The sequence below is a fragment of the Thalassolituus maritimus genome, assembly GCF_900156675.1.
Lineage (GTDB): Bacteria > Pseudomonadota > Gammaproteobacteria > Pseudomonadales > Oceanobacteraceae > Thalassolituus > Thalassolituus maritimus.
Map to the genome: position 1 here is coordinate 187,432 of NZ_FTOH01000004.1, position 25,727 is coordinate 213,158.

Consider the following 25,727-nt stretch of genomic DNA (forward strand, 5'->3'; position numbering starts at 1 on the left):
TTCAAGCAGTACTAGGCCCGCTTTACGACCGTATTCTGATGCCTTGAGATACACTCTGCGGGCGTTATTCCAAACTCCCGACGAAACGCGGTGATAAAGTTAGAGCTGTGGTTATACCCCGCCTGATATGCCACTTCACCGATCGACAGATTACCGGTTATCAATTTACAGCGGGCGCGCTCTAAAACTCGTTTACGGATGTATTTCTGCACTGTGATGTTGAAGGTCTTTTTAAACTGACTCTGAAGTGTGCTGACGCTCATGCGCCCGTTTCTGGCAATCTCGCTTAACTCAGCACCACTTTCAACGGCACTATCGACCAGATCCAATAATTGGTATTGCGCGCGACGCCCTGATATCAACGGCTGTTTGAGTTTCACAGACTCCTCCAGGTGTGTAAGTGCCGCAGCGATAATACCGAGCACATCTGCTTCTATCGTAAGCCTTTGACGTGCATCCGGAGACGGCTTCATTGTAATCAGCCGTTCAGCGACAGCATCCAGGGCAGGAGGCAACGCCCAGGTCTTGCTCGATCCGTGACTCTGGTACAAGGCCTCTATCATAGCCGTATCCCCACGGAAACGAGCGCGAAGCCAGTCAGATGACATCGTGATATTCAACTTTTTCACACGATGACCCTTTTCAATATAACGGCTGAACATATCTGACCGGCCAACAACCAACGCATGCATCAATGGCTGCCGATCCGCTGCGTCCTTGACACTGTGCCTGAGTTCGTAGGATTCACCACCCAGCGAGAACCTGATATCTGCCTCGTAAACCAGATTAACACTCAGACCCGGCGATACCTCTGACGAACTTACGGTCGTCTCTTTTTCGTAGCAGTCAGCCAGATGGAGAAAGAGATCGTTACTCAGTTGGACAGGAAAAAGTCGCCCTTCCATCAACACTTGTGCTGGTTGGGTCTCCGGCAGATGGTGAAATCCAGTGCCACCGTTGATAGCGCGCACATCGGATTCGCGAATCTGGCCCTCAGGCCAGCCTTCTCTGACCAATGAATTACTTTTCTGCATAACATTCCGCTCTTTTCCATAGCACCTGATGGTATCGCATTATCAGTGACGGTATACAATGCGAATCATTTTCATTAACAAAAAGGAACTATAGTTTATGTCCGCTCGCTTTCCTACTATCCATAGCGGTCTTGCCTTGGCCGTCAGTATAAGTATCACGGCATCTGCGCATGCCACTGATCAGTCGACCAGCCAGGACACCAAACAGCAACCGATCGAACTTGATAAAGTCGAAGTCTGGGGAACTGCGGTTACTTCCTCTTCAGTAAACATTGATCAGGACAATATCCAGCTTCGCCAGGCAGATCACATCTCAGATCTGCTACGCACGATTCCTGGTGTAGATGTGGGTGGCGCCCACTCTCTCAACCAGCGCATAACGATCCGCAGCATGGATGACAAGGACATCGATATCAGTATCGACGGTGCGCGACAGAACACGTACATGTTTCACCACATGGGCAATCTGCAGATTCATGCGGATATCCTCGAGTCGGTAGATATTCAGGTCGGTAAAAATTCAGTCGTTAATGGCGGCCTCGGCGGTACAGTGAAGTTCCGCACTAAATCAGCAGAAAAACTACTCAAACCGGGTGATACACTGGGTGGACGAGTTCAGGCAGGATATAACAGTAATAAAGGGCACAGCCTGGCCGCCACAGGATATGGCAAGATCACAGAGAACGTCGATATCCTCGCTTATCACAACCATGTCGAACGAGGTAACTATACCGTCGGTGGCGGCAAGATCCTTGACTCTGACGGCGACGAAATTGATGGAACGGACGGAGACGTTCTGGGCCTCGAGGGTACACAGAAAGATAGCTTACTGAAGGTTGGTGTTGACCTTGATGCTAACCAACGTGTCAGCATCGGTTACGAGCGCTATCGCGATGAAGGCGATTACAGTCAACGACCGGATATGGGGTTAGCGACCGACCTGGCCATCGGAGGCTCTCTGGACATACCGCTCGAGTGGCCTACCGAGTTCAACCGCGACACATACACGCTTAACTACGACGCCCAACTGGGTGGCACACTGCTGGAAGCGACGCTCTACGACAATAAAAGCACATTTAACCGGGATGAAAGTGGTTACGCAGAGAATCCTGCCTACACTGACTGGGCTGGAAATGGCTCGGGCATCGCGCACTTAAGAGGACTGAACCTTCTTGCAGAGAGTGGCTTCGATGTCCATACCCTGACTTACGGCTTCGAGCATACGCTCTATGACACAGAGTATCGTTTCGATTACGACAACGGATCTTCTGAGGGGAATGAAGAAGATTCGTCCACCATTAGTCTATATGTTCAGGATCGCTGGAGTATTGCTGACCTTGATCTCATTATTGGTGGCCGTTACGACACCGTCGAGCTGAACACCACACTGACGGATGAATCTTTCAGTGAATTCACCGGCGCTCTCGGCCTTGAGTATGCTCTGACAAATGCACTGAACCTCGGACTGCACAGCACACAGCTGTTTAAGGCCCCAGAAGTTGCGGAAGTTTACGTCGGCGCAGGCCTTTACGACACCCCGAATCCAGACATAAAAGCGGAAACCGGGATCAATCACGAAGCCAGTATCGATTTCGTTGATTCAATTCTGGGCGCTGATGCCTTCAAAGTCGGGGCAACCATATTTCAGACTGAGATTAACGACTATATCTACGACTATGCCGCTCGCGGTTTCAAAGACAACGTAGGCGATCTGACCATTCGCGGCTCTGAACTCTACCTTGGCTACGATATTGCCAATCTGCAAACTATGCTGACGTTTTCTCGCGCTGCCAGCGATCTGGATGCTACCAGTGACTATCCGCAGTTCGACGGAGCAAGAATTGATCGTCAGCAAGGCAACACGATCAGTCTTAATCTCGACTATGTACTGGCCGCACCGGGAGTAACCTTGCATGCTGATGTTCTTGATGTTGATGATCTTGATGGCGGCCTTGATATCGACGGGGCATCACTGGATAAAGCCAAAGACGGTTACACGGTTGTTAACGTATCTGCGCGCTGGGCACCCTCTACTATTGATGGCCTGAGCATCACCGCTGGCATCGACAACCTGACCGATGAACTCTACGCCTCTCAATCCAGTCGCACCGGAGTATCCAGCCACCCTCGCTTTGGTGAGCTGTACCTGTACGACTACGAGCCCGGACGAAACTACAAGCTGACGCTGGCTTATCAGTTCTGATAACGACATCACCTGGCCAGGCGCGTCATAAGCAAGACGCACTGGCCCAACCTGATCTTCAGGTTGATTTAAACAGCGACTAACTAGCCATAATCCGCTGGACGCCACTCAGAAATAAGCGTCCAGTTAGCGAACTATGGCATGAGGGTAAGAACGGCAAGAACGGTAAGAAAGATAAACTGAATGAAATTTCAGATCTGGCGCAGCGACCGGGATTGTTCAATGAAAGTGGACTGCCCCGCATTACGCTCCAGCCAATGACGATTATTGCGGGCATAGTCGTCGGCCAGAGATTTAGGAAGGTCATAGACTTCTTGCAGAATATGCGGCAGCGTGAGTAGCTCCACCGGGCCAGAGGCGGTGACTTTCCCCTGCTTTAACAATAAAACCCGGTCAGCCCATGCAGCAGCCAGCGACATATCATGCATAACGGCGAGTACACCGACGCCACGATCCGCAAAACTCCCGACTTTTTCCATCATACTGTGCTGATGTGCGGGGTCTGCAGCAGAAAAACATTCGTCCAGCAGCAGAAAATAACCATCACCCGAATGTTGATGACAATCCCAGATCTGAACGAGCACACGGGCCATTTGGGTGCGTTGCTGCTCGCCGCCGGAGAGCGTCGGATACTCACGCGAGCGAAGATGCCAGACATCCATCATCTCCATCGCGGCTTTCTGCCAATGACGTGAACGGCGTTCATCCATATGGCGACTACGCCCCAATGCCACGACATCACATACCCGCAAAGGAAACGCCAGCGTCATACCTTGTGGCATAACGGCCATTTTCAGCGCCCGTTCGGCCGCTGGCAGATCACCCAAACGACGACCGTCCAGCGTTATAGCCCCAGACACTGCCGTATATTCGCCGGTCAGACACTTTAATAGCGTACTTTTCCCTGCGCCATTCGCACCCAGAACGGCGACGCGATCGCCAGCATGCAGGTCGAAACTAACATTTTCCAACAAGCGTCTATTGTGAAGGTTAAGTGATACGCTGCGAACCCTGAGCGTCATACCCACCTCCGACTTTGCTGAACAAGAAGAAAAAGAAATACTGGCCCACCGATAATTGCCATAAGCAACCCTACAGGCAGATCTGCAGGAGCGATCACTGTGCGTGCCAGTGTATCGGCGATGAGCAGCAACAGAGCACCAGAAAGTGCAGACAGCCCGATCAGCCAGCGATGATCAGGACCAACGATCAGCCGTAACAGATGCGGGACTACTAAACCGATAAATCCGATCATTCCTGCGACAGCCACGCCAGCGCCGACCATCAGTGCTGCAGCAGCCAGTAAGGCACGCTTTTCCCGTTGTACTGGAAAACCCAGATGGCCCGCCACCTGCTCCCCCAGCAACAACGCATTCAGAATCCGGAAGCGACTCAGGCAATAGGCCAGAGGCGCTAGCACGAATACTGCACAGGCTGAAATCTCACGCCAGCCACCGTTGGCCAGGCTTCCCATCGACCAGAAGGTCAAATCGCGCAGCTGTTGATCATCAGCGACGTAAGTCAGAATACCAGTGGCTGCACCAGCCAGCACATTGATAGCAATACCCGCTAACAGGAGCAGTGCGACCTGAGTTTCGCCATTGCGCGTGCCCAGCCGATAGATCACCATTGTTACTGCTAATCCACCCACAAATGCCGCCAGAGGCAATGCATAAGGCCCCGTAAGACCGCTCCAGCCCTGCAGCAGGCTACCGCTCAACACGATAACCGCCACGGCCGCAAATGCCGCGCCGCTGGACACGCCTATCAGGCCCGGATCAGCAAGTGGATTGCGAAAGACGCCCTGAGTAACACATCCAGCCACTGCCAGTCCGGCGCCAACCACACAGGCCAGCACCACGCGCGGCAGGCGCAGCTCACGGATTACCCAGTCCGCCGTACCAGCCGTCTCGGCACCGCTGAACAATAGCTTTGCGGAGGTGATGATCTCGCCAGTACTGAAACTCATCGGGCCCGTCAACAGAGATACAACAATGGCCAAGAGCAGTGTGATACTCAACAAGATCGTTACCCAAGGCAGAGGCCTGAGCAGCGGACGATCTACCGGCTCATGATCCGCTGCGTCACCTGCGCCCTTCACAGGCTCAATGCTGCTGCGCGCACTCATATCCATGATGGCGTTACTCTGATTCCGCCAGTTTGTTCAATGAAGGCTCCAGGGAAAGTTCAGACATGCCCTTGATGCCGGTATCCTGCGGATATAAAAGCGGTATCAACAAACTCAACGCCTGTGGCAGTCTCGGACCAAACCCCAGTACCAGACTGACATCCACTGTGTGAATCCGTTTCTGCTCAGCTGCGGGTGTATGCGCCAGTGTACTGGCTGTCAAAGCGCTGTTATCCGGACCGGTATGACCGATCAAAACCAACTCTGGCGCAGCCTGAACTGCCCCCTCAGCACTGATGGGCTTGTAGCCCTGGTGTTCAAACGCATTATTTACGTTGAGCAATTCCAACAAAGCCTGTGCTCGGGTGCCCAGACCTGCAGCCATTAGTCCGCGACCCGACGTACCAAGCAGAAACAAAGTACTCGGTGACTGATCTGGCAAGGCTGCCAACTCCTCTGTTGCAGCCTGCACAACCTTAGCAGCCAACTGCTCCGCCCTGGCACTAAGCGCCAGTGCGTCTCCCACCTGACGAATGCGGCTGGCCACACCTTCCAGGGTGTCGGGAGCGCTGATGCGTGCGACCTTAACTCCCGCCGCCTGCAACTGAGCGAATACGGGTTCTGGGCCTGCGTCGTGGCTGGCGATCACCAGGGTCGGGCGCAAAGCCAGAATACCTTCGGCGTTCAACTGCCGCATATAGCCAACCTGGGGTAGCTCCGTTGCGGCTTCCGGGAAACGACTTGTCGTATCAACGCCCACCAGCCGATGTTCCGCACCCAACGCGTAAACAATTTCTGTCAGGGCACCATCAACACTGACCAGACGCTCAACCGCGCTGCTATGCAATGCCATCAGCAGCAGAACGGCTCCGCTCAAAAATTGCCGCATGCTCATGCCACTACCTCGTTAACGTTTAACGGGTATTTTTCTTCAAGGGATGCAACCAGCCCGCTCCACGCCGGATTCTCTGGCTGACCATTAACACGCTCACCAAACAACAAAGCCAGCTGTTCGTCGTTTTTGTCGAAAACCTCAAGAGAGGTGATGATGCCGTCGGACGTCGGTTTACGCACGACCCAGGCAGAGCCTATCTGGGTCGTATCAGCGTGCAGATTGAATCCTGGATCGAGCACATTAAACCAGGGGCCTGTGCGCTTAAGCACCTTCACTGGACCAGTGTGAATCTGAATGACCCCAGGACTGCCGACAAATACCATGATTGACAGGGAATTTGCTGCTGCGCCATAAAGGGCGCCTTCGAACGCTTCGATATCGACCTGGCGCGCGTAATCGTCTCGTACCGCAGCGTAGGCCGTCGCGCGGTCAGTTTTGTGCTTTTTCAACAACGCCAGAAAGTGATGCACATCCTGCAGCTCGCCCCACTCCTGCTCCAGAGCAGCTACGTCAAGCGGTGCAGACTCTGTTTCCAAAGCTTCCTGCGCCGCGACCTCAACAGCAGTGTGTTGTTCTTCGCTGGCGAAATCATTCACCAGCTGCTGAAAGGCCGTCATGTCGGAGGTTCCACGAGCATAAATTTTATGCAAGGCCTGCCCGAATTGATCAAAAAACTGCAGGCTGCTGCGAGTGCCTGTCATGCTTTCCTCCTCAACCGCAAACGCACTGGCGAAACGATTAAAGAAGATCCGCAGATCTATGACGCCAAGAGCCAACCCCATATTCCCGTGAATGCTCAAGCCTTTGTATTGCCCGGTTTTCTCGTGAACCATTGCGTTGTTACGCGTCAATGCCATCACTTCACCCAGCGCTTCGATACGCAACAATATCTCTTTTGGTTCATTGCGCAGACGCGTGACGCCGCGTCCGGTTTTAGTTGCCAGTAATTCAGCCTCACTGACACCCAGAATTTCCGCTGCATTGCGTATGCGCAGTGTTGGATTTTTATCTTTCAGTTCCTGCCAGCGCTCTGCCAGCTCCTGATACGCCTGATTCATAGGTAGCTCCTGAGTTAACCTCGTTATTCGCTGTCACTTGCCAGAACACGGAAGCGCAGTTCAGGGCTACCTGATGCTCCCAGGCTGTAGTAATTACTGATCTGCAGCGTGTAGTTGGCAGCCGAGTCATCACTGTTATCGGCGTCGATGATGTAAGTACGGTAGTTTGGCCAGAGTTTGTGCTGCTCACTCAGGTTGTAGGCGTACCAGCTCTCCTCAGCGAAGAGACCTGCGCTGCTGTCCTTAGAATAGTGAGAAGCGATATTGCTCCCACCCACAGTAGTGGCGCTGGTGTAAGACGCGAGTGCGGTTGCATCGATAGCACCAAACACTGCGCCATTACCTGAGCCGAAAACACCGCCGTTCGTCCACATATTGATTTCACGTAGAGTGAGGTCAACTTCGTATCTCAGCTCCCAATTTCCGCTGCTGCAGTCCACCGCCTGAGCACTGTCAAAATCAAGGCAAAGCAGGGTCTCATCCTCACCAAAACTGGCACTGAAACTCTGTTCCGTACCGGCGAACTGAGAAGTACCTGACGCCTGTGTCGTGTAGCGCACGGTGATGTCGGTGTAGCTAACGGCATCAAGAAACAGCTTGCTGTATGTCTCGCCATCGGCATGACGGATCAGGTAGCCCACTGTGGTGTCAGCACTGATCTGATGCGTCATAAAGTTATAGCTATACCAGTCGCTCATAGCTGGCTCATTGCTGTCCTGCATGAACGTCAGGGTACTGGTGTCGTAAGGCGTGTCTAATGCAGTGGCTTCGATGTCAGCATCAGCATTCAGAAAAACATTGGCGTCAGCTGAGCCAGCCTCATCATAAAATTCGTCCTGAGCGTCGGCCAGCGCCACTGCAACATTGCCGCTACCGGAATCACCGCCGTTTACCTTTATTGCAGTTCGACGCAGAGCGATGTGCCATGCTGTGGAACTGTCAGCGGTACTGTCGTCAAGATCGAGCACTGTGGCATTGGCGAGATCCACATATACCCAGTCACTGTAGCTAGCGGCATTGACCTTCAGGGTCTCGTAGCTGGCATCCGTGGCGCCTGGTGATTCACTTTCGTCGCCAGGGGAGGATGTATCGCCACTGATATCGGCGCTGTCCTCACTATTGCTACTATCACCTCCACAGGCGGTTAATAACGCCAGAAAACTCGCGGTAAGTAACCACTGACTGATCTTCACTGTCTGCTTCATATTTTCCCCAGTTTTTTCAGAATGAAAGGTTCAGGCCGACGTAGGGAAAGCGTCCCTCGGAGGGCCTTCGGTCGTATGAATCCGACGGATCACGGACGTTATCCGTCAGGTTATTAATGCCTCCGAACAACAGAAGGTCGGAGTAAAGGCGAAACCCGGTTTTCAGATCAACGCGAGCAATGGGCCGGGAATAAGACAAATCGCCGTCATCACTGATACCGGTCACCATGCCGTTCTGCCAGTCCAGCGTGAGCGTTGTGTCCCAGGCGTCTGTCCACTGCGCCGTCAGAAGACCTTTAATATGATGCGGAGCACGGTTAATCAGTGGTTGATCGGTGTCCAGATTGAGAGCTTTGAGCCAGCCATAAGATAACCGTAGCGAAAGGGTTTCACCGCTGTATTGCGTGGCCATTTCAGCCCCTGTTGTTCTGGCATTTTGTATATTTTCATAGCGGTAAATCACCACCTGGCCATTGTTAAGGCTTTCACCAGAATCCTCTGCTTCAATCAGATCGTACAGGCGGTTAAAAAAGGCGGAGGCCTCAATGTTCCAGCGCGATTGATCGGTAAAGTTCGCGGATAACTGAAAGCTTCTGGAGCTTTCTGGAGTGAGATCCGGGTTACCAAGTACCATGTAGCCGTTAACACTGTGGTCAAAAACGTAATAGCGGTCTTTGAGATTGGGAACCCGGTAACCTGCTCCGAGAGATTCCCGCAGCTGGAGTTGCCATGTCTGCCCCAGCGGCAGACTCTGGCGACTGCTCAGGCCAGGAGATACATAACCGCCAAAGTCACTGTCGTTCTGAACCCGCACACCTGGCGCCCACTCCAGCGTGTTACCGTTATGCGATGTGCGCGTCGCCGTCAGGCTCGCAAAAGCTTCCAGGCTATCGCGACTGGCGCTTTCAACTTCTGGGGTCGAGACCCGGTAATAATCGCCATAAACTTCAACCACAGCATCAGCAGCAGCGCCTTCGTCGCTCAGCAATATCTCAGTTTTGTTCTGGCTCAGACTTTCGCCTGCCCCTTCGATTCCGGCGACCAACTGAAGGTCATGCCCCCATTTCTGGCCGAACGACTGTTGTCGCTGCGCCGACCATTTATGCTGATTGTAATCAGCCTCGCGCCACAAATTTCCGGCGGGAATGGTTGCGTCGTTATTCAACTGAGCAGTGTCGTCGGTCTGATTCTCGGACAGGGCCTGTGCTTTCCATTCGCCATGGTTGTCAGCCAGAGCAAGCTCTCCGGTAAAGCGTGTTCTGTCGAGCTGTTCCGTTTTACTCCCTTTAAAACCAGCATTGGTCAGGCGACGATTCTCAAGGTCTTCCTCATATTTTTCTGCATTCAGTTGCCACTGCAGACGACCTTCGGCTCTGCGATTGCTGACGCCTGCCTTATATTGGGTTTTAGTGCCGTCAAACCCCTGAGTCGGATACGTATCAGTATCAAGATCAAACTCGCTGCTGATACGGCGGTCGATCAGAGCCGTGACGGACACACCTGACACTTCAGTATGTCCGGATATCAGCGCATGACGCTGGGGGAGCACCTCAGACGACAACTCACGATCCGATGAAAAACTTCCCGCCTGTAATGAAACACGACCACCGGTTTTCTCAGGAGCCTGGCGGGTAATGATGTTAATGACACCTCCCATTGCGGCACTCCCATAGAGTGACGACGCCGCGCCTGGAATCACCTCAATCTGTTCAATATCGAGCGCGCCCAGTTGCGAGGTATCCACCGTCGAACCCGTCGTGGCCGACACCGGCAGACCATCGACAAGAATCAGAACGCGATCGCCATTGAGCCCCTGGAGCTGAACTTCTTCACCGGTTTTCCCATGAATTTCACGTAGTTGAATCCCCGGAAGCATACGCAGAGCGTCACGAATATCGCGGCTATGTAACTTCTGAATTGTTTTAGATTCCATCACCAGAGTACGTACTGGTACGTCGGCCAAAGGAGAAGGCGCCCGAGTAGCTGTGACCACCATAGTACCCAGAGAGATAAGGGCTTCCTCAGGATCTACTCCTGAATGTTCAGAGGCGACACTGCTTACGCTGATAAAAGCCCAAACTAATAAATACCGACTCACCCGCACGCGACAGACCCCATACTGCATTTGCACGGGAGTCTATACACAACGATATTTAAATGCAAATCGTTCGTATTAGCATTGTATTTTAAGAGGATATTTTCATGGTACTTCGTTGTAAAGGCAGCGGATAACGTTACTATTGCGCGAGACAGACACACGAGTCGAAAGTGAGCAATAAAATGAATATCCAGACCATTCAGGACCGGGCAATCGCCCTCAAGAACAACCGCGCTTTTGAGCTGTTTGTGGTGGGGGTCATCATCATCTCAGCGCTTCTCGTGGGGGCGAAAACCTACGCCATTCCGGATGCCGTATCACAGATGATCGTCTGGCTGGATGTCGGTATCACCTTCCTGTTTCTGTTTGAGATCATCGTCCGGTTTATTGCCGAACCGAATAAAAAGCGCTTCTTCCACAATGGCTGGAACGTCTTTGACACTCTGGTCGTGGTTGTCAGCCTGATCCCGATTGATAACAGCGATATGGCTCTGGTAGGCCGGCTTGTCAGGGTCTTCCGGGTGCTGCGTATGGTCTCGATCATCCCTGAGCTACGCATGCTGCTGAACTCTCTGGTGCGTGCCTTGCCGCAACTCGGTTACGTTGTACTGTTGATGTTCATCATCTTTTATATCTACGCAGCCATCGGCGCCACCTTCTTTGCACCTATCAATCGCGAACTTTGGGGTGACATTACCATCTCTATGTTGACACTCTTCCGGGTGATGACCTTTGAAGACTGGACCGACGTTATGTACGAGACCATGAAGGTCTACCCTCTTTCGTGGAGTTTTTATCTGTCGTTCATTTTCTTCACCGCGTTCGCTTTCCTTAACATGGTGATCGGTATTGTCGTTAACGTGCTGGAAGATGAACACGCCAGAGAACGTGCAGAGAAAGACGAAGAAGAGGGCAACGCTTCCATGAATGATCTGCGTGACGAAATTCAGGAACTGAAGTCCATGATTACGCGCCTTGAGCAACGCGGAAGCAGTAATCAGTAAATATTGCACTTTTATGACATGGAAATGACTTTCGAGGTCATTTCCGTCATATAATCGCGCCCCTCATCGAGACTCTAAAGTCACCGACGGACCCAGTTCCATTGTCGCGACCGGATTCAGGTAAGGTATGAACTACACTCTTTTCGACTTCCTCCAGCTCATCGGTGCCCTGGGCATCTTTATTTTTGGCATGAAGATCTTCAGTGAAGGCCTTCAGAAAGTGGCAGGAAGCCGCCTCAAGTCAGTGCTTAGCGGCATGACCCGAAACCGTGTTACCGGTGTACTCACCGGCTTCGCAACGACCACCATCACCCAGTCATCGACGACAACGACCGTGATGGCCGTGAGTTTCGTAAATGCCGGGCTCCTGACGTTCGTGGAATCTACAGGCGTGATTATGGGCGCGAATATCGGCACTACAGTGACCGCCTGGATCGTTGCGCTGTTTGGCTTCAAGATGAAGATCACCCCCATCGCCATGGCAGTGATCGGTCTCTTCTTCGCGTTCCTGTTCTCTAAGAACAGCCGCTTACGCAACATCGCCGAGACCATGGTCGGCTTCGGTATTCTGTTTATTGGCCTTGAGTTCATCAAAAACGGCGTGCCTGACATTCGCAGTAACCCGGAGATACTCGAGTTCCTCGATATGTTCACTGGGTTCGGCTACGCCTCGCTGCTTATTTTTGTTGTCATTGGCACCCTGCTCACCCTTGTCATGCAATCATCTTCGGCGGCTACAGCGGTGACACTGGTTATGCTGTTTGAGGGCTGGATATCCTTTCCGCTGGCGGCTGCTATGGTGCTGGGGGAAAACATTGGTACCACAGTCACCGCCAACCTCGCCGCTATGGTGGGGAACGTGCACGCCAAACGGGCAGCCCGCTTCCACCTGATATTCAATCTGATCGGGGTTGCCTGGATGTTGGCCGCCATTTATCCCGTCATGCACCTGATTGATATGGTGGTACAGAACTTCTCAACGGCACCGGTTTCTATTCTGAGCGATGCCCCGGAAGCCAGACCCAACGCAACCCTGGGCCTGTCGCTCTTCCATACTTCGTTCAACATCCTGAATGTCATCCTGCTGTTTGCCTTTATTCCTTATATCGTGCGCTTTATCGAACGCATTCTTCCGGAGACCGCAGGCGGGGCCGACGACTTCCGCCTGAAGTACATCAGTGCTGGCGTGATGACCTCTCCTGCACTAGCGCTGGAACAGGCCCAGAAGGAAGCTCAGCAGTTTGCCGGGATACTTAATCGTATGCATGCTGACGTCGATGAACTTCTTTTCGACAGCAAGGCATCAAGATCCAAGCTGCTCAAACGCATCGCTGCGGCTGAAGAAGCCACAGACCAGCTGGAAATCGAGATTTCCGACTACCTCGTCCGGGTCAGTGAGAACACCAATCTTGAGCACGACCTGACAGAGCGCATCCGCTTCCTCCAGACCATGATTAACGATATGGAGCGTATCGCCGACATCTACTTCCAGATTTCGAAACTGTCAGAACGCCTTCATGAGGCACGAAGCCACTGGCCGGATGATGCCCGGGCTGACATGGTGCAGATGATGGAAGCCCTCAGAGCGGCTGTAGAGAATATGCAGCAAAGTGCCTCGATGGAGCCTTCGGAAGTCAGCCTGGAGCGCGCTATCAAGCTTGAAAATCGTATTGACGAGTTACGTGACTCTTTCCGTGACACCCACTTCGTCCGTCTCGAAAATGGCGACTACAGCCCCCGCGCCGGTGTGATTTTCATCGACGTTCTCAACCGTATAGAACGCATCGGCGATCATATCCTCAACGTCAATGAGTCTGCGGCGAACCACCGACTCAAAGCACAGCGCGTGTAATCCCGAAAGGCAGTCTGTTCACTGCGGGGAACAGACTGTCGCTGAAATTACAGGAACCAACGACCTGTCTGGCTCTCTCACAGAGACATACTATCTGTGAGGAGCACATCATGAGCACTTCAGCCTCAACAACGAACACCCTTTTCAAGCCTCTGAATCTTGGTTCGCTTGAAATCCCCAATCGCATCATCATGGCACCGTTAACGCGCTGCCGTGCCATCAACCATCTGCCCAATGAGCTGATGCGTGAGTATTACACCCAGCGTGCCAGCGCAGGCCTGATCATCACTGAATGCACTATGGTCACACCACAGACATCGGCCTTTGCCAGTGAGCCTGGTATCTACTCTGACGAACAGGTTGCCGAGTGGAAAAAAATCACGGATTCAGTTCATGCCGCTGGCGGGCGGATATTCATGCAGATCTGGCACGCAGGTCGTGCAGTGCACCCTGAGCTTAATGATGGAAAACCCGCCGTCTCAGCCAGCCCGATTGCTATCGAAGGTGGGTCAACCACACCTGAAGGTCAGTTCGAATATCAGAAACCAGAAGCACTCACTGAAGATCAGATTCAGGATCTGGTTAACGACTTCCGTAAAGGCGCTGAGAATGCCAAAAAGGCAGGTTTCGACGGTGTTGAAGTTCACGGTGCAAACGGCTACTTGTTGGATCAGTTCCTACGTGACGGTGCGAACAACCGTGACGATAACTACGGCGGCTCATGGCACAACCAGGTTCGCTTCCTGACGGAAGTGCTGGACGCAGTCTGTGAAGTATTTACTCCTCACAGGGTCGGCGTGCGTTTCTCGCCATTGAATAGCTTCAACGACATGAAAGACAGTGACCCGGTGGCATTGGTTAAATACCTTGCGGCACACCTGAACCCGAAGGACCTCGCCTATGTCCATCTGATGCGCGCTGATTTTCTGGGCGAACAGAAAGCGGACGTAGTGACACCGTTCCGCTCGCTCTATAACGGCCAGGTAATTCTTAATATGGGATATAGCCCCGAAGAAGCCGCTGATACCGTCGACTCTCACAATGCGGATGCAATCGCGTTCGGCACTGCGTTTCTTGCCAACCCTGACCTGCCAGAGCGCATTCGCCAGGGAGCAGAACTCAACGAACCCGACCCGAATACCTTCTACACGCAGGATGAAAAAGGGTACACCGATTATCCAGCGTTAGAAGCAGCTGAAGCTTAATCCAAAATACATAGTATGAGAGCAACGCCGGGCATTTTGCCCGGCGTTATCTGTGCACGCTGATCGAAAGATCAACTTCCAGAACGTTAAATTGAAACGCGGCTTTCCATAGTTATACGGCGCGGGAATCGGGCGCGAGCCAGGCACGACAGAGCACCGGAACAACCATCAGCGTCAACAAGGTCGACATTAACAGCCCTGAAATGATGGCCCATGCCATTGGCGGCCAAAGGGTCGAGTCTGAGAAAGCAAGCGTTAGCAAACCGAGCACAGTAGTCAGTGTTGTCAGTAATACCGGAGCGGTACGATGACGAATTGCGGCATCAACAGCATCATGAATATTTCCACCGGCGCGCAGACGGCCATCGATCGCATCGATCAGAACAATAGCGTTGTTTACAACAATTCCCACCAATGCGATAACCCCCAGTAAAGACTGAAAGCCAAATGGAGAATCGCTGATCACCAGACCCGGTATGATACCTACTGCGGCGAGAGGTATAGTCACCAGAATAATCCCCAACCGGCGGAAACTATTAAACTCCAACAACATAAATACCAGCAGTAACATGGCCCCCAGAGGCGCTGTTTTCAGAATTGCGCTATTCGCGTCACCCGAGCCCTCGGCATCGCCACCAAACTGAAGTAGTACACCATCCGGCAACGGGTCAGCTTCAAGCGCATCCTTAACTGCCTTAAGTATCTTGTTATAAGCTGCCCCGGGTGCGAGCTCGCTCAGTACCGTAACCGTTCGGATTCCCTGATAGTGCCGGATTACCGCTGGACTCCACTCAAGCGTAACCGTCGAAATAGCGCCCAGAGGAACAGGCTCCCTACTCCCGCCGTGCAAATGCATACCCATCAGCGTTGCCGTATCGGTCAGTTCACCCTCGTCAGAGCGTACCCGGATATCGATCGGATCATCTGCGTACCGATACTCCCCGGCAGCCGCTCCGCGGGATTGGGAAAAAAGAGCATTAGCAACGTCGAGAGTGGAATACGCCAAAGAGTCCGCGACTACTTTATCAACATCAATTTTAAGTTCAGCCATTCCCGTATCGACGTCCGAGCGGATCATCTCCGTTCCCGGCGTCTCATGCAGTATTCTCAATACTTTATCAGTTGCCATCGACAAGGCCGTTGCATCATCACTCTGTAACCGGATCTCAACCGGTGCGGGAGTGGGCGGCCCCTGTCCAAGACGTTTCGCCACCAGCATTGCATCTGGAAACTCCGGCTGCACAACATTCTCTACCCATTGGATAACAGATTCATTCGTTTCACTGCTGTCTGTATTAATCACCAGGCGAGCCGTATTCGGTGCTTCTGTCTGTGCCTGAACATTGTAGTAAACGCGAAAACCAGAAGCGCCAACCGTTCGATAGACTGACATAACATCCGATCGCTCAAGTAAGCGGCTTTCGATCTCTGCACTGATCTCCCGAGCTTCCTCCGCTCGGGAACTGGACGGCAAAGTCACATCAACGATGAGCTGAGCGCGATCAGCCAATGGAAAAAACTGGAGTTTTAAACCAGGCGCCAGAGCGGCAGCCCCCATAATAAGTAACCCGACAAGCAACAATGTTCGTCGACCATAATCCTTAGAGCACTTTATGATGAAGTGGGTTAAACCCGAAATAAACCGGCCGCGCTCTCTTCTTTTTTCTTTGACGATATACTTAGCTGCCAAGGGCAACACAATCACGGATACAAAATAACTGACAATGAGAGCCAGAATAATCATCACCGGAATGCCACGCGTAAAATCTCCGGTTCCGCCCTTACTGAGTAATAGAGGAATAAATGCTGCTACAGTCGTCCCTGTCGAGCTGAATAGCGGCATCGCCATCTGAGAAAATGTTTCTCTTACGGCATCTGAGCGCGTCATACCTTTTGCAAGGTTCTGCTCAATTGCCTCTACCACGACAATGGCGTTATCGATGAGAATACCCAGAGAAATAACCATTCCGATGACAGCTATCTGATGAAGAATACCCCCGCCCAGGTTGTACAGGGCCAGCGAAATAATCGCGACGACAGGCAGCACCGCTGCAACAACCAATCCATTTCTCAGGCCCAGCGCCAGCACAACAATAAATGCAATGATGGCGACACTGCCCGCGAGGTTCCACTGCAGACCATTCAGCCGTGAAGCAACATAGTCCGGCTGAAAGAAAACCTCTTCGATCAACAAGGGGGCGAAGTCGTCGTGGAAAGAGGATAACTCTGCCCGTATCGCTTCTCCGAAGCTCAACGCATCAACCTGCCCACGGCGAGTCATAATGCCAAGCATGACGGCTCGTTCACCATTTATGTAACTCTGAGCACTGAGAGGCTCACGGGCTGAAATGGCAATATCAGCTACACTCCCGAGAGGCACCGACTGACCATTTGCGAGTGTTAGGGGAATATTTTTCAGCGTATCGAGCGACTGAATATCCGAGAGACTTGCCATACGAAGTGCACGACCATCCAGCTGCGCCTGACCGCCTGGAACCAGATAGTTGCTCCGCTGAATTATCTGAACGATCTGATCCCGGTTAATACCCAAGCGATTCAGTTCTGCTGTCTTTAACGTGACAATCAATTCTTCCTGAGGATCGCCGCTCAATTCTATTCGAGAAATCTGAGGTATCCGCAACAAGCGTCGCTTTAACACTTCTGCCTGCTGGGCCAGCAGGATGACGTCACTGCTTCCCTTAACGGCCAGAATGACAGCCGGAATATCCATCTTTTTATCTTCGAGATAGAACTCAGTGACTCCGTTAGGGAAATCTTCTTCTGCCCTCGACATAGCAATACGAACTCTTTCCCAAGCCGTATCCGTGTCGTAAATGTGATCATGCATTTCAATAATCACAACAGATACACTGTCACGTGATACCGAACGAACCCGGTCCACCTCATCCACCTCAAGTAAACGCTCTTCGAGAGGCTGAGTGATTAATTGCTCGGTCTGTTCTGCCGTAGCACCAGGGAATACAGTGGTAATCACACCATTGCGGTAGGGAAAACTCGGGTCCTCCTGACGAGCCATGGTAAACCATGAAGCTAAACCGACGACCAGAAGCATTACGGTTAATGAAAAAACCAGTCGGCGATAATGTTCAAGAACAATAAATAGTTTCATTGACTGACCGCCACCTGTGCCTGATCAAAAAGACGTTGCACACCTGAGATGACGATACTGTCACCGGACTCAAGTGCCCCCTGAACTTCCACACCATTTAACTGTGAACTTCCCAGTACAACGTCAACGGCCTCGACACGTCCGCCATTATGGAGGCGATAAATAACCGCCCCTTTTCCTTTTCGCGACACAGCTGTTACAGGAACAACCCAACCGTCGCTTTTCGGCACAGAAATTTGAGCAACGATGGTTTCGCCAGCAATTACATCCGGTACTGTCATAACAACAGAAGGTAGCGAACCTCGATCCCGGAATGGGCTAATTTCTTTGACAGTAGCGTAACTATTGAATTCGCTTCCTCCTTCAGATGTTCTCACAGGAATTTCAACGCCTGCCTCAATGATCTGTGCGACTGCAAAGGGTAAAGTGATTTCGACTTCGTACTCCTCATCTGAAGCCAGCTGAATAACAGACTGCCCTGGATTCACTACCTCACCAACGTCTGTGATGATTGCCGTAACGACTCCAGAAAAAGGTGCGCGGATCAAGCGCTCACTATTTACCCCGGACGCTTTCAGGTAATCATTTTCAGCCGCAAGTGCTGCCTCTTTCGCAGAGTTCAATGCGGTGCGCGCTTGTTCAAATTCCTGACGACTTGCCTGCCCGCTCTGATACAGGGCGTTCATTCTGTCGAAGTCACGCTGTTGCTGCTCCAACTGAACATTAAGCTGTTGCCACCGCACTCTCGCAGACCGGGCTGCGGGTGCTGCTTCGGGGTTATGGAGTTCAGCAATTAAATCTCCAGAAGCAATTTTTTGCCCCAACCGGACTGGCAGCTCTTCCACGCGTCCACTGATCTGAGTTCGGATCACGGCTCTCTGAGCGGAACGCACAATGCCGGTGAATTCGTAGTGATCGAAAACGGGTTGAGGCGAAACAGAACGAACATTCACCGGGATTTCAATCGCTGAGTGACGCCCCTCAGAGACCGGATCAGCGTCGTCAGATCCGCTGCAAGCGATCAGACCACTAAGTAAAAATATCCCCGGTACGTATCTGAAGTTCATATCAATTTCCTCATCAGAATCACTTATTGACATAATGTCAATTATTGACAATATGTCAGCATATCGGTACTGTCAATGCTCAAATGCAAATAACAGGAAGTAGCTTTGGCAACACGTTCGCGCAATACAGAAGAGAAGCTAAGCCGACGGGAGTCGATTCTTGATGCGGCTGAGAAAGCATTTATAGAACGTCGGTTCGACAAGGCATCCATGGGCTCGATAGCCAGCAGTGCTGGACTTAGCCGCGCGCTGTTGTACGTATACTTTCGCGATAAAGAAGATATTCATCTGGGGTTGAGTGTCAGGGCAGCCCGTTCACTCCATCAGCTCATGGCCGATTTCGCTGCGCCGTGTGATACCGGCGTGGGAGCCATGTACGCAATCGGCAAAGCCTACCTGCACTTTTACCACCACAAAAAAGATTACTTTCGTATTCTGACTCTTTCGGCGGGTATGCGACCTTCAGGGCCACCGGTAGGCGAAGACTGTACAGACTCAGAGGTTGATTACGCCGCTGTCGACGAAGCCATTTTAAGGCTCATGATTGATGCTGTTCAGCGGGCCTATGATGACGGCTCTCTGATACTGCCCGGAAGCCCGAAGCCGGTTGAAATTGCTCTGTATATGCGTGGATCTTTGCACGGCCTTATCATGCTGCAGGACGGCAATGGGGACTTGTTCGACCGCCATAATGTTATTCCCGAAACCTGGCTGGAAAACAGCCTCAATCTTATAGCACGCAGCCTGACACCAACTTGAGACAACACATCAAGAAACTGCCGGGTAGCACTACGAACTTTAAAACATAAAAAGAACAATTCTCAGTCGTTCGGATCATTACAAAATTCCACCGAAAACCCAGTATTTACAGGGTTTTCGGGTTGTCCATCGTGCTTCGCCGCGCTATCTTAATCACAGTTAATTATTCAACCCGGAGCCCCCCATGAAAGGCAGCCAACGCGTCATTGATCAGCTACAAAAACTTCTAAATTGTGAATTGGCCGCCCGAGATCAGTATTTCGCTCACTCGCGCATCTACGAAGATATGGGTCTGAACAAACTCTACGAGCGTCTTAGCCATGAAATGGAAGAAGAAACCCAGCACGCAGATGTGTTGGTGCGACGTATTCTTTTCCTGGAAGGCACTCCCGATCTTTCTAATGCAGACGATCTTAATGTCTGTGAAACGGTTCCTGAAATGCTACAGGCCGATCTGGATGTCGAGTACTACGTAGCTGACCTGCTGAAGGAAACGATGGAAATCTGTGAAGAAGAGAAAGACTATCAGACTCGTGAATTGCTTCAGCCTCTACTTTACGATACGGAAGAAGATCACGCTCGCTGGCTTGAACGTCAGCTACGACTGATCAAAATGATTGGTATTGAGAACTACCTGCAATCACAAATGTGAAGCTCTCTTTTTTATCAAAATAAGAAGCGCCTTTATGGCGCTTTTTTATGTCTGCTATTAACTTACATCAACTTTCCCAACGCGTGCTCTACAACCTGAACCCGCTCTTCCAGCGTATGAGGGTGCGCAAGCAGGCCTTCGATAACATAAACCATCAAGCGGGCGTCCAGAACTGCCACCGCTGGCTCAAGACCTGCCTTAATGAGTTCTGATACTGACAACTGCTCCACCATCTGATGAAAGCGATCATGCCAGTCACGCACAACCTCTGAATGCGATACCCGGGCATGAACATCCGTCATCAAAGAGCCCGAACTTTCAAAGTGCTCAATCAGCTTCAGCACCCGCTCAGTCAGGGGGGCGTTCTGCATTGCGATGACCTCAGGCATCATCTGCATTACCTCCCGGTTCAACACAGCAATCAAGAGATCATCTTTATTCTCGTAGTACCAGTAAATGGTATTCGCAGCGACGCCCGCAGCCTTCGCGACACTGGCCATAGACGTCTTCTCATAGCCCTGTTCTTTAAACAAGGCCATTGCCACCGCTTCTATTTCTTCTCTTTTTATCTTCTGCTCTACATGACGCTTGTTACGTGCCATCGCTTACCCAGCCGCTTTCTTGATTGACGTTTAAGATACAGATGCGTTATCTTGAATACCATTCAAGAAAGCAAGTTGGAACATCAAAAGGCAAATGACCATGAACGTACTGTCCGATAACCGCTTAAAAGGATCATTCGTAAACCAGGGGGTGCGCTGTGCTTCGACACTTCACAGACCTGAATCAAGCAAAGGACCATACCCGACGATTCTGATGGTGCATGGTTGGGGTGGAACCCAGCTCACGCTCGTCACAGAATTCATCAAAGCGTTTAATGATGCAGGGTTTGCTGTACTCACATTCGACTATCCTGGCTGGGGCGACAGCGAGGGGTTACCGAGGAACGTCATCAGCCCGTGGAAGCGGGAAAAAACCGTCGAAGCGGCACTTGCCTATACCAAGTCTCTGCGAGACGTTGATCAGACCAACATCATCCTTTGGGGCAGCTCATTTGGGGGAGGTCATGTCGTCAAGATGGCAGCCGAGCATCCCGAGCTGCGTGGTGCCATTGCTCAGGTCCCGATGCTCGACGGAATACTTGCGGTGAAAGCGGTTCCGCCTGCGCGGATGATACGCTTTGGTATCGATATGATGCGCGATATGCTCAATCCATTCTGTGCACACTACCTGCCGATCGTATCACCTGAAGGTGAATACTCGTCGATGGATCGTGATGGCGCATGGCGAGTGGAAGGCTGGATTGAAGATACACTGAACCGTCAGCACGATAATCGTGTGGCCGCCCGCTCACTGGCGACTATGGGTTTCTATCGCCCACAGAAACACCTGAAAAAAATTAAAATACCAACTCTGGTCATTGGCGCTACCCGCGACACAGTTGCGCCCTTTGACGAACATAAGGTACGTAGACTGTCCTCAGACAGTGTCGAAATTCAGACCATCGACGCCAACCACTTTGACCCATACCTGGATCACTGGTTTGAAGATAACATCGAAAGGCAGGTTAGCTTCATAAAAAGGCTCGTACCCGCAACCTACTGATCATGGGGTAAAAGAAACACTTTCCGTGTTTCTTCCATATACTGCTCAAATAAGCCCTGAGCTTTCATCTCGCTCAACACCTGCTGCAGAGGTTGAGCGAGATTGGCGTGCCTCCGGTGAAGTACCGGGTATACGACGATATCATCTTCGAATTCATCAACCTGAATACCAGCCAGACTCAGGTCCAGAGATTCGATCAGGGCAGATAGCCGCCCCGGAAAATCGACAAAAACATCCGAGCGTCCTACCAGCAATTTCTGAAGCCCCTGCTCCGGGCTGGAAATTGCAGACAAATAGCCCTCTGTGACCGTATCTTCGAGCATGTCCCCCAGAGGCTCGACCCCTCGAAGGTATTCCACTCTGTAAGTCTGATTCTTGAGGTCAGACAACCGCGCAAGCTGTATTTCCGGATTGACCGTCGCCATTCCGTATTTAGTCGTGAGGATTGATTCCCGGACAATCACCGCGTCCGGGTTGTCATCTTCATAGCCTGCAGCGCGTAAACCTTCCACGTCGATCTTGCCTGTCGCTAACATGGTGCTCGCCCGCAAGGGAGGATAAACGGCGTATTCCAGCGTGATGCCCAAACGGTCAAAAGCCTCCGAAATCAGTTTGTGATACCAGGCCATGGTCAGGCTCTGCGCTGGATCAGCCGTATAGGCCATAATGAACCTGGTTCGTTCGGAAGTGCTGTCGGCATGAGAGAAGAGCGATAGGAGAAGAAGAGACCAAAGAAAAACGCGGCTAACGTACCGAAGCCAGCTGAAAACTGTCATAAATTAAACCTGAGAATGTCAGAACAAACCCGCAGGACAGCCATAGATCCATAGCGTAGTCACACATTGCCAGCGGGTTGTACCTACATCATAGCAGGGCATTGATAAATTACTCACTACGTCGCGCCACCCTGAAACTGCCAGCAGTGTTAGTAATCGTTATCCCGACAAAGATAAACCGCATCGCCAGTAGAAACTGTCCCGACCCCCGAAATATCACCGTAAACACCCAGGTTCTGCTCAGCTTCGCGGACGATCGTTCTGAGCACCTGGGTGTCTTTCGATATTCCCTGTTGTTCACGAACAACGGCACCGCACCTTGGGGCTGTATCCGAACATGAAATAGTGACCTCACCGATCTTCAAAGAACAACCAACCCAAGCCTGTTCCAGCAGCCCTTCCATACCAGGGAGTGTTTCTACAACAATATTTGGCCGGAAGCGCTCAATACGCCAGTCCGAATCAGGATTCTTGCCCTTCAGATACTCAAGACTGGCCGTAGTAATAATATGAAACGGAGAGACCAGAAAGAAACTCCCCAACACTGAGACATACGTCTGCATCTCTTCGGGTAAATGATTCAGGTCTGGGAGAGGCTCTCCCGGTAGGCGTTCAAACGTCGCTTTTAATTCATCAAGCCAGGTGTGATTGTCTTCTTTAAAACGCTGATAAAATGCTTTGTCAGAAGCTGGCCTTAAAGCCTGAATACGACTGGAGTGACCAACCAGTTCTGACAGCTTTGCATCCACGCCCTCCGCATCTGACGGAAGACACTCACCATCAGGAAAGCGAATCGTGACACCACTGTGACTGTCGCCGGGGTCAGTAAATTGTGCGCGACACTGCAAAAGTTGAGGGCGAAATTTACAGCTCTGAATCTCCTGACGAGCAACATCCTGAACTGCCAGTATACGATCACCCTGTATACCCATACGCTGCACATCCGCCGCGGGTAATGACTCACCCGCCATCCCTTTCACCGGATAACGCCAGACCGATTTAACCGTGCCTACTTTAATCATCAGAACCTCCTCGTATCACCAAAGTAAACGAGCAAGGTCACAGGAACCATACGTTATAGGACGTAGATCAGTGCTATTAATCAGATGTTCTGGCCAATACGCCAGAGCACACCACTGGGATCGTGCACCGTAAAATCACGCATGCCCCAGGGTTGATCGCATAGATCAGATACGCGCACGCCCGGAAACCGGTTTTCCAGATTCCCGACGGTTATATGTGCATGCCAGGCCTCTGCGTCCTCGACCAAGAGGTGCATTATAAAATTCTCAGCCAGCGCTTGCTCGTAAAAATCCTGAAGCAGAAAACTGCAATGACCGTAATAAAAGTAAGCAACACCATGTCCATCGGATGCCAGGGTAAACCCCAGCGCCTGATAAAACGATTTCGATACCTGAAAATCTTTCGCTGGTATAAACGCCTTGATTTCGACCGTATTCAGAGAGCCTGCCATGCTTACTCCTTTTTAATAACGTATTAAGCGTAAGTCCGGGGTGGAATCCTGTAGACCACTTCATCCAGCAGGTTTCCGGAAAGCGAAAGAACTTCCTGCTCTTTAATCACCGTTCCTCCAAGAGATTCTGCGATACGGCGGCTGGCTGTATTCTTTTTATCAACGGGGTACACAAAGTGATCAACAATAAGATGTTGCGACGCCCAGGCATGCAGACAGCGAATGGCTTCCCGCCCTAAGCACTGCCCGTGGGCTGATTTTTTAATCCAGATACCCAGCTCCGGAGTCCTTAATTCACGCGCGTGCAAACCTGCGCAACCAAGAAAAGTACCCTGTTGATCAGTAATAGCAAACACCAGCTCTTCCGCACGAGCCAAACTTTCCTGAGAGCGTTGAATAAATTCCAGAGTTTCTGAAATATCTGAGGCTGGAGGTGGCATCATAAAACGCGTAATCTCCGCCGTAAATTCGCGGAAGATATCGTCTGCGAACTGCTCTGATACTGGCATCAGAATCACACGTTCGCCTGAAATTTTCAGTGTATCCAGCGCGCCGGGCGTGGCTTTAAACCTGAAAGAATTCACCGTTTTATTCTCTTCAACCTGCCCCCACGAGGCGGTAACCACCTACAACAATAGCACCGGTAATCGATAGCACGCAGCCGATACCAGTGCGCTCATGCCAAAGGTTCCAGAAGTCATACCCCTGCTCATTGCCCGACAGTAACGACTGGTACCGTCGCTGAACCGTAAAGGCTGCAACAGTGTTCAAAAACACAGCCGTTACGCCTAGTCCGACTTTGACCTGCAATAAAGTATCCCAATACGCCGATTGAAGAAGCATTCCCCCCGTGATGGCCACCAACAAAATTGCCGGGATCTCAACAAACCGGTCGATCATGGCATGCAGGCGCGCAAGATTACTTGATTCTGGTGGCAGCTTCTCCAGCACCAGTTCAAGCATCACTTCGGTTAACACACAGCCTGCCCAGATACCCAAGGCAATGAGATGAATAAATAGAAAAATGTTCATAGTATCTAAACTGAATATGGGTTCTGAGCCATTAAATAGCGGCGTAATTCAGCTTTATCAGGATGATTCTCGAGCCATTCGCGAATCTCTTTTACCTTCAGGTAATCGTCCTCACCGAATTTGCTCTTATACAGAGACACAAAATTCGAAGCAGTGCCTTCTTCACGCAACTGCTTCTGCCACTGATCCGTCAGAATACTGTTGATCTGCGCCGCCAGCCCGTGCTCTTTGAGATACTCCCATTCACCGGCATCAAGCCACACTCCCCCAACGTGCGGGCTGTAATCGAGCTTATGATCCGAATCACTCTTGATCTTATACTTCTGCATGATGGTGCCAGTCACAGGGCACAACAAAGCTTTCTTGGAGTCATCGGCTACGTACGAGTCAGAGCCAGAAAACGTCTGATCGCCCTTCTCCATCCAGGCAACAAAGTCTTCGATCAGTATCCAGTTGCCTTTGCACAACAAACAACTGTGAGCGCGAAATCCATCTTCAATAAAAGAGGGCTTTAGAGAGTCCTTTTTACAACTTGGGCAGTTCATCTACA

Annotated in this window: 23 protein-coding genes; 7 read left to right on the forward strand and 16 right to left on the reverse strand. The window is 51.5% G+C overall.

Features of this window, described 5'->3' with window-relative positions:
• Positions 1-11 precede the first annotated feature (11 nt).
• The gene (locus BW941_RS07780) at positions 12-1,034 is read right to left on the reverse strand and encodes a helix-turn-helix transcriptional regulator (protein ID WP_076515030.1); all 1,023 of its coding nucleotides are present in this window, start codon (positions 1,032-1,034) and stop codon (positions 12-14) included.
• 97 nt (positions 1,035-1,131) lie between these two features.
• On the opposite strand from BW941_RS07780, the gene BW941_RS07785 reads away from it, so the two are divergent.
• Positions 1,132-3,237, forward strand: a complete 2,106-nt coding sequence (locus BW941_RS07785; RefSeq protein ID WP_076515031.1) for a TonB-dependent receptor domain-containing protein — start codon at positions 1,132-1,134, stop codon at positions 3,235-3,237.
• 191 nt (positions 3,238-3,428) lie between these two features.
• Here the strand turns inward: BW941_RS07785 and BW941_RS07790 are convergent, their stop codons facing one another.
• The 6 genes from BW941_RS07790 to BW941_RS07815 are packed head-to-tail and all read right to left on the reverse strand — an operon-like array spanning position 3,429 to position 10,486.
• Positions 3,429-4,259, reverse strand: coding sequence for a heme ABC transporter ATP-binding protein (locus BW941_RS07790; protein ID WP_076515032.1), 831 nt, complete (start codon positions 4,257-4,259; stop codon positions 3,429-3,431).
• Positions 4,256-5,371, reverse strand: coding sequence for a FecCD family ABC transporter permease (locus BW941_RS07795; protein WP_076515033.1), 1,116 nt, complete (start codon positions 5,369-5,371; stop codon positions 4,256-4,258). Before BW941_RS07795 ends, BW941_RS07790 begins: the two co-directional genes overlap by 4 nt.
• A 7-nt stretch (positions 5,372-5,378) precedes the next feature.
• Positions 5,379-6,260, reverse strand: a complete 882-nt coding sequence (locus BW941_RS07800; RefSeq protein WP_076515034.1) for a heme/hemin ABC transporter substrate-binding protein — start codon at positions 6,258-6,260, stop codon at positions 5,379-5,381.
• A complete protein-coding gene (locus BW941_RS07805; RefSeq protein ID WP_076515035.1) occupies positions 6,257-7,318 on the reverse strand; it encodes a hemin-degrading factor in 1,062 nt (353 codons plus the stop codon). Before BW941_RS07805 ends, BW941_RS07800 begins: the two co-directional genes overlap by 4 nt.
• A 23-nt stretch (positions 7,319-7,341) precedes the next feature.
• Positions 7,342-8,523 (reverse strand): HmuY family protein, encoded by a 1,182-nt coding sequence (locus BW941_RS07810; RefSeq protein ID WP_076515036.1) that lies wholly within the window; start codon positions 8,521-8,523, stop codon positions 7,342-7,344.
• A gap of 16 nt (positions 8,524-8,539) precedes the next feature.
• Positions 8,540-10,486, reverse strand: a complete 1,947-nt coding sequence (locus tag BW941_RS07815) for a TonB-dependent receptor plug domain-containing protein (protein WP_175607880.1) — start codon at positions 10,484-10,486, stop codon at positions 8,540-8,542.
• 305 nt (positions 10,487-10,791) lie between these two features.
• On the opposite strand from BW941_RS07815, the gene BW941_RS07820 reads away from it, so the two are divergent.
• From BW941_RS07820 to BW941_RS07830, 3 genes are all read left to right on the forward strand, one after another.
• Positions 10,792-11,625 (forward strand): ion transporter, encoded by an 834-nt coding sequence (locus tag BW941_RS07820; RefSeq protein WP_436286954.1) that lies wholly within the window; start codon positions 10,792-10,794, stop codon positions 11,623-11,625.
• 127 nt (positions 11,626-11,752) lie between these two features.
• Positions 11,753-13,477 (forward strand): Na/Pi cotransporter family protein, encoded by a 1,725-nt coding sequence (locus BW941_RS07825; RefSeq protein ID WP_076515039.1) that lies wholly within the window; start codon positions 11,753-11,755, stop codon positions 13,475-13,477.
• A gap of 110 nt (positions 13,478-13,587) precedes the next feature.
• Positions 13,588-14,682, forward strand: coding sequence for an alkene reductase (locus BW941_RS07830; RefSeq protein ID WP_076515040.1), 1,095 nt, complete (start codon positions 13,588-13,590; stop codon positions 14,680-14,682).
• A 112-nt stretch (positions 14,683-14,794) separates the two neighbouring features.
• Here the strand turns inward: BW941_RS07830 and BW941_RS07835 are convergent, their stop codons facing one another.
• On the reverse strand, positions 14,795-17,812 hold the full coding sequence (locus tag BW941_RS07835; protein WP_076515041.1) for an efflux RND transporter permease subunit: 3,018 nt from the start codon (positions 17,810-17,812) through the stop codon (positions 14,795-14,797).
• Positions 17,809-18,879: an efflux RND transporter periplasmic adaptor subunit gene (locus BW941_RS07840; protein WP_076515042.1), complete on the reverse strand. Its 1,071-nt coding sequence runs from the start codon at positions 18,877-18,879 to the stop codon at positions 17,809-17,811. Before BW941_RS07840 ends, BW941_RS07835 begins: the two co-directional genes overlap by 4 nt.
• 105 nt (positions 18,880-18,984) lie before the next feature.
• Here BW941_RS07840 and BW941_RS07845 point away from each other — a divergent pair, with 105 nt between their 5' ends.
• Both BW941_RS07845 and bfr read left to right on the forward strand, forming a co-directional pair.
• Complete coding sequence (locus BW941_RS07845; protein ID WP_076515043.1) at positions 18,985-19,638, forward strand: TetR/AcrR family transcriptional regulator; 654 nt, start codon at positions 18,985-18,987, stop codon at positions 19,636-19,638.
• 184 nt (positions 19,639-19,822) lie between these two features.
• Positions 19,823-20,290 carry a bacterioferritin gene (bfr, locus tag BW941_RS07850; RefSeq protein ID WP_076515044.1) on the forward strand — a complete coding sequence of 156 codons (468 nt, stop codon included), beginning with the start codon at positions 19,823-19,825 and terminating at the stop codon, positions 20,288-20,290.
• Between the two features lie 62 nt (positions 20,291-20,352).
• On the opposite strand, the gene BW941_RS07855 is transcribed toward bfr, so the two are convergent.
• Entirely contained in the window at positions 20,353-20,892 is a 540-nt protein-coding gene (locus tag BW941_RS07855; protein WP_076515045.1) for a TetR/AcrR family transcriptional regulator, read from the reverse strand.
• 100 nt (positions 20,893-20,992) lie between these two features.
• On the opposite strand from BW941_RS07855, the gene BW941_RS07860 reads away from it, so the two are divergent.
• Positions 20,993-21,895, forward strand: a complete 903-nt coding sequence (locus tag BW941_RS07860; protein ID WP_245820070.1) for an alpha/beta hydrolase — start codon at positions 20,993-20,995, stop codon at positions 21,893-21,895.
• Here the strand turns inward: BW941_RS07860 and BW941_RS07865 are convergent.
• The 6 genes from BW941_RS07865 to BW941_RS07890 form a co-directional block, all read right to left on the reverse strand.
• Complete coding sequence (locus tag BW941_RS07865) at positions 21,889-22,560, reverse strand: type 2 periplasmic-binding domain-containing protein (protein ID WP_076515047.1); 672 nt, start codon at positions 22,558-22,560, stop codon at positions 21,889-21,891. The genes BW941_RS07860 and BW941_RS07865 overlap by 7 nt on opposite strands.
• Before the next feature lie 260 nt (positions 22,561-22,820).
• Entirely contained in the window at positions 22,821-23,693 is an 873-nt protein-coding gene (locus BW941_RS07870) for an MOSC domain-containing protein (protein WP_076515048.1), read from the reverse strand.
• A gap of 80 nt (positions 23,694-23,773) precedes the next feature.
• Complete coding sequence (locus BW941_RS07875; RefSeq protein WP_076515049.1) at positions 23,774-24,145, reverse strand: VOC family protein; 372 nt, start codon at positions 24,143-24,145, stop codon at positions 23,774-23,776.
• Between the two features lie 23 nt (positions 24,146-24,168).
• The gene (locus BW941_RS07880) at positions 24,169-24,729 is read right to left on the reverse strand and encodes a GNAT family N-acetyltransferase (RefSeq protein WP_139325791.1); all 561 of its coding nucleotides are present in this window, start codon (positions 24,727-24,729) and stop codon (positions 24,169-24,171) included.
• Positions 24,730-24,742: 13 nt separating this feature from the next.
• On the reverse strand, positions 24,743-25,177 hold the full coding sequence (locus tag BW941_RS07885) for a hypothetical protein (protein ID WP_076515050.1): 435 nt from the start codon (positions 25,175-25,177) through the stop codon (positions 24,743-24,745).
• 5 nt (positions 25,178-25,182) lie between these two features.
• A complete protein-coding gene (locus BW941_RS07890) occupies positions 25,183-25,722 on the reverse strand; it encodes a TFIIB-type zinc ribbon-containing protein (RefSeq protein WP_076515051.1) in 540 nt (179 codons plus the stop codon).
• Positions 25,723-25,727: the final 5 nt, after the last annotated feature.

Bases quoted from the DNA above. Each gene is read 5' to 3' on its own strand.
- BW941_RS07890 (WP_076515051.1), bottom strand. From the start codon at position 25,722: ATGAACTGCCCAAGTTGTAAAAAGGACTCTCTAAAGCCCTCTTTTATT.
- BW941_RS07835 (WP_076515041.1), bottom strand. From the start codon at position 17,812: ATGAAACTATTTATTGTTCTTGAACATTATCGCCGACTGGTTTTTTCA.
- BW941_RS07825 (WP_076515039.1), top strand. From the start codon at position 11,753: ATGAACTACACTCTTTTCGACTTCCTCCAGCTCATCGGTGCCCTGGGC.
- BW941_RS07875 (WP_076515049.1), bottom strand. From the start codon at position 24,145: ATGGCAGGCTCTCTGAATACGGTCGAAATCAAGGCGTTTATACCAGCG.
- BW941_RS07800 (WP_076515034.1), bottom strand. From the start codon at position 6,260: ATGAGCATGCGGCAATTTTTGAGCGGAGCCGTTCTGCTGCTGATGGCA.
- BW941_RS07840 (WP_076515042.1), bottom strand. From the start codon at position 18,879: ATGAACTTCAGATACGTACCGGGGATATTTTTACTTAGTGGTCTGATC.
- bfr (WP_076515044.1), top strand. From the start codon at position 19,823: ATGAAAGGCAGCCAACGCGTCATTGATCAGCTACAAAAACTTCTAAAT.
- BW941_RS07885 (WP_076515050.1), bottom strand. From the start codon at position 25,177: ATGAACATTTTTCTATTTATTCATCTCATTGCCTTGGGTATCTGGGCA.
- BW941_RS07830 (WP_076515040.1), top strand. From the start codon at position 13,588: ATGAGCACTTCAGCCTCAACAACGAACACCCTTTTCAAGCCTCTGAAT.
- BW941_RS07795 (WP_076515033.1), bottom strand. From the start codon at position 5,371: ATGGATATGAGTGCGCGCAGCAGCATTGAGCCTGTGAAGGGCGCAGGT.
- BW941_RS07780 (WP_076515030.1), bottom strand. From the start codon at position 1,034: ATGCAGAAAAGTAATTCATTGGTCAGAGAAGGCTGGCCTGAGGGCCAG.
- BW941_RS07790 (WP_076515032.1), bottom strand. From the start codon at position 4,259: ATGACGCTCAGGGTTCGCAGCGTATCACTTAACCTTCACAATAGACGC.
- BW941_RS07870 (WP_076515048.1), bottom strand. From the start codon at position 23,693: ATGATTAAAGTAGGCACGGTTAAATCGGTCTGGCGTTATCCGGTGAAA.
- BW941_RS07860 (WP_245820070.1), top strand. From the start codon at position 20,993: ATGAACGTACTGTCCGATAACCGCTTAAAAGGATCATTCGTAAACCAG.
- BW941_RS07785 (WP_076515031.1), top strand. From the start codon at position 1,132: ATGTCCGCTCGCTTTCCTACTATCCATAGCGGTCTTGCCTTGGCCGTC.
- BW941_RS07855 (WP_076515045.1), bottom strand. From the start codon at position 20,892: ATGGCACGTAACAAGCGTCATGTAGAGCAGAAGATAAAAAGAGAAGAA.
- BW941_RS07805 (WP_076515035.1), bottom strand. From the start codon at position 7,318: ATGAATCAGGCGTATCAGGAGCTGGCAGAGCGCTGGCAGGAACTGAAA.
- BW941_RS07865 (WP_076515047.1), bottom strand. From the start codon at position 22,560: ATGGCCTATACGGCTGATCCAGCGCAGAGCCTGACCATGGCCTGGTAT.
- BW941_RS07810 (WP_076515036.1), bottom strand. From the start codon at position 8,523: ATGAAGCAGACAGTGAAGATCAGTCAGTGGTTACTTACCGCGAGTTTT.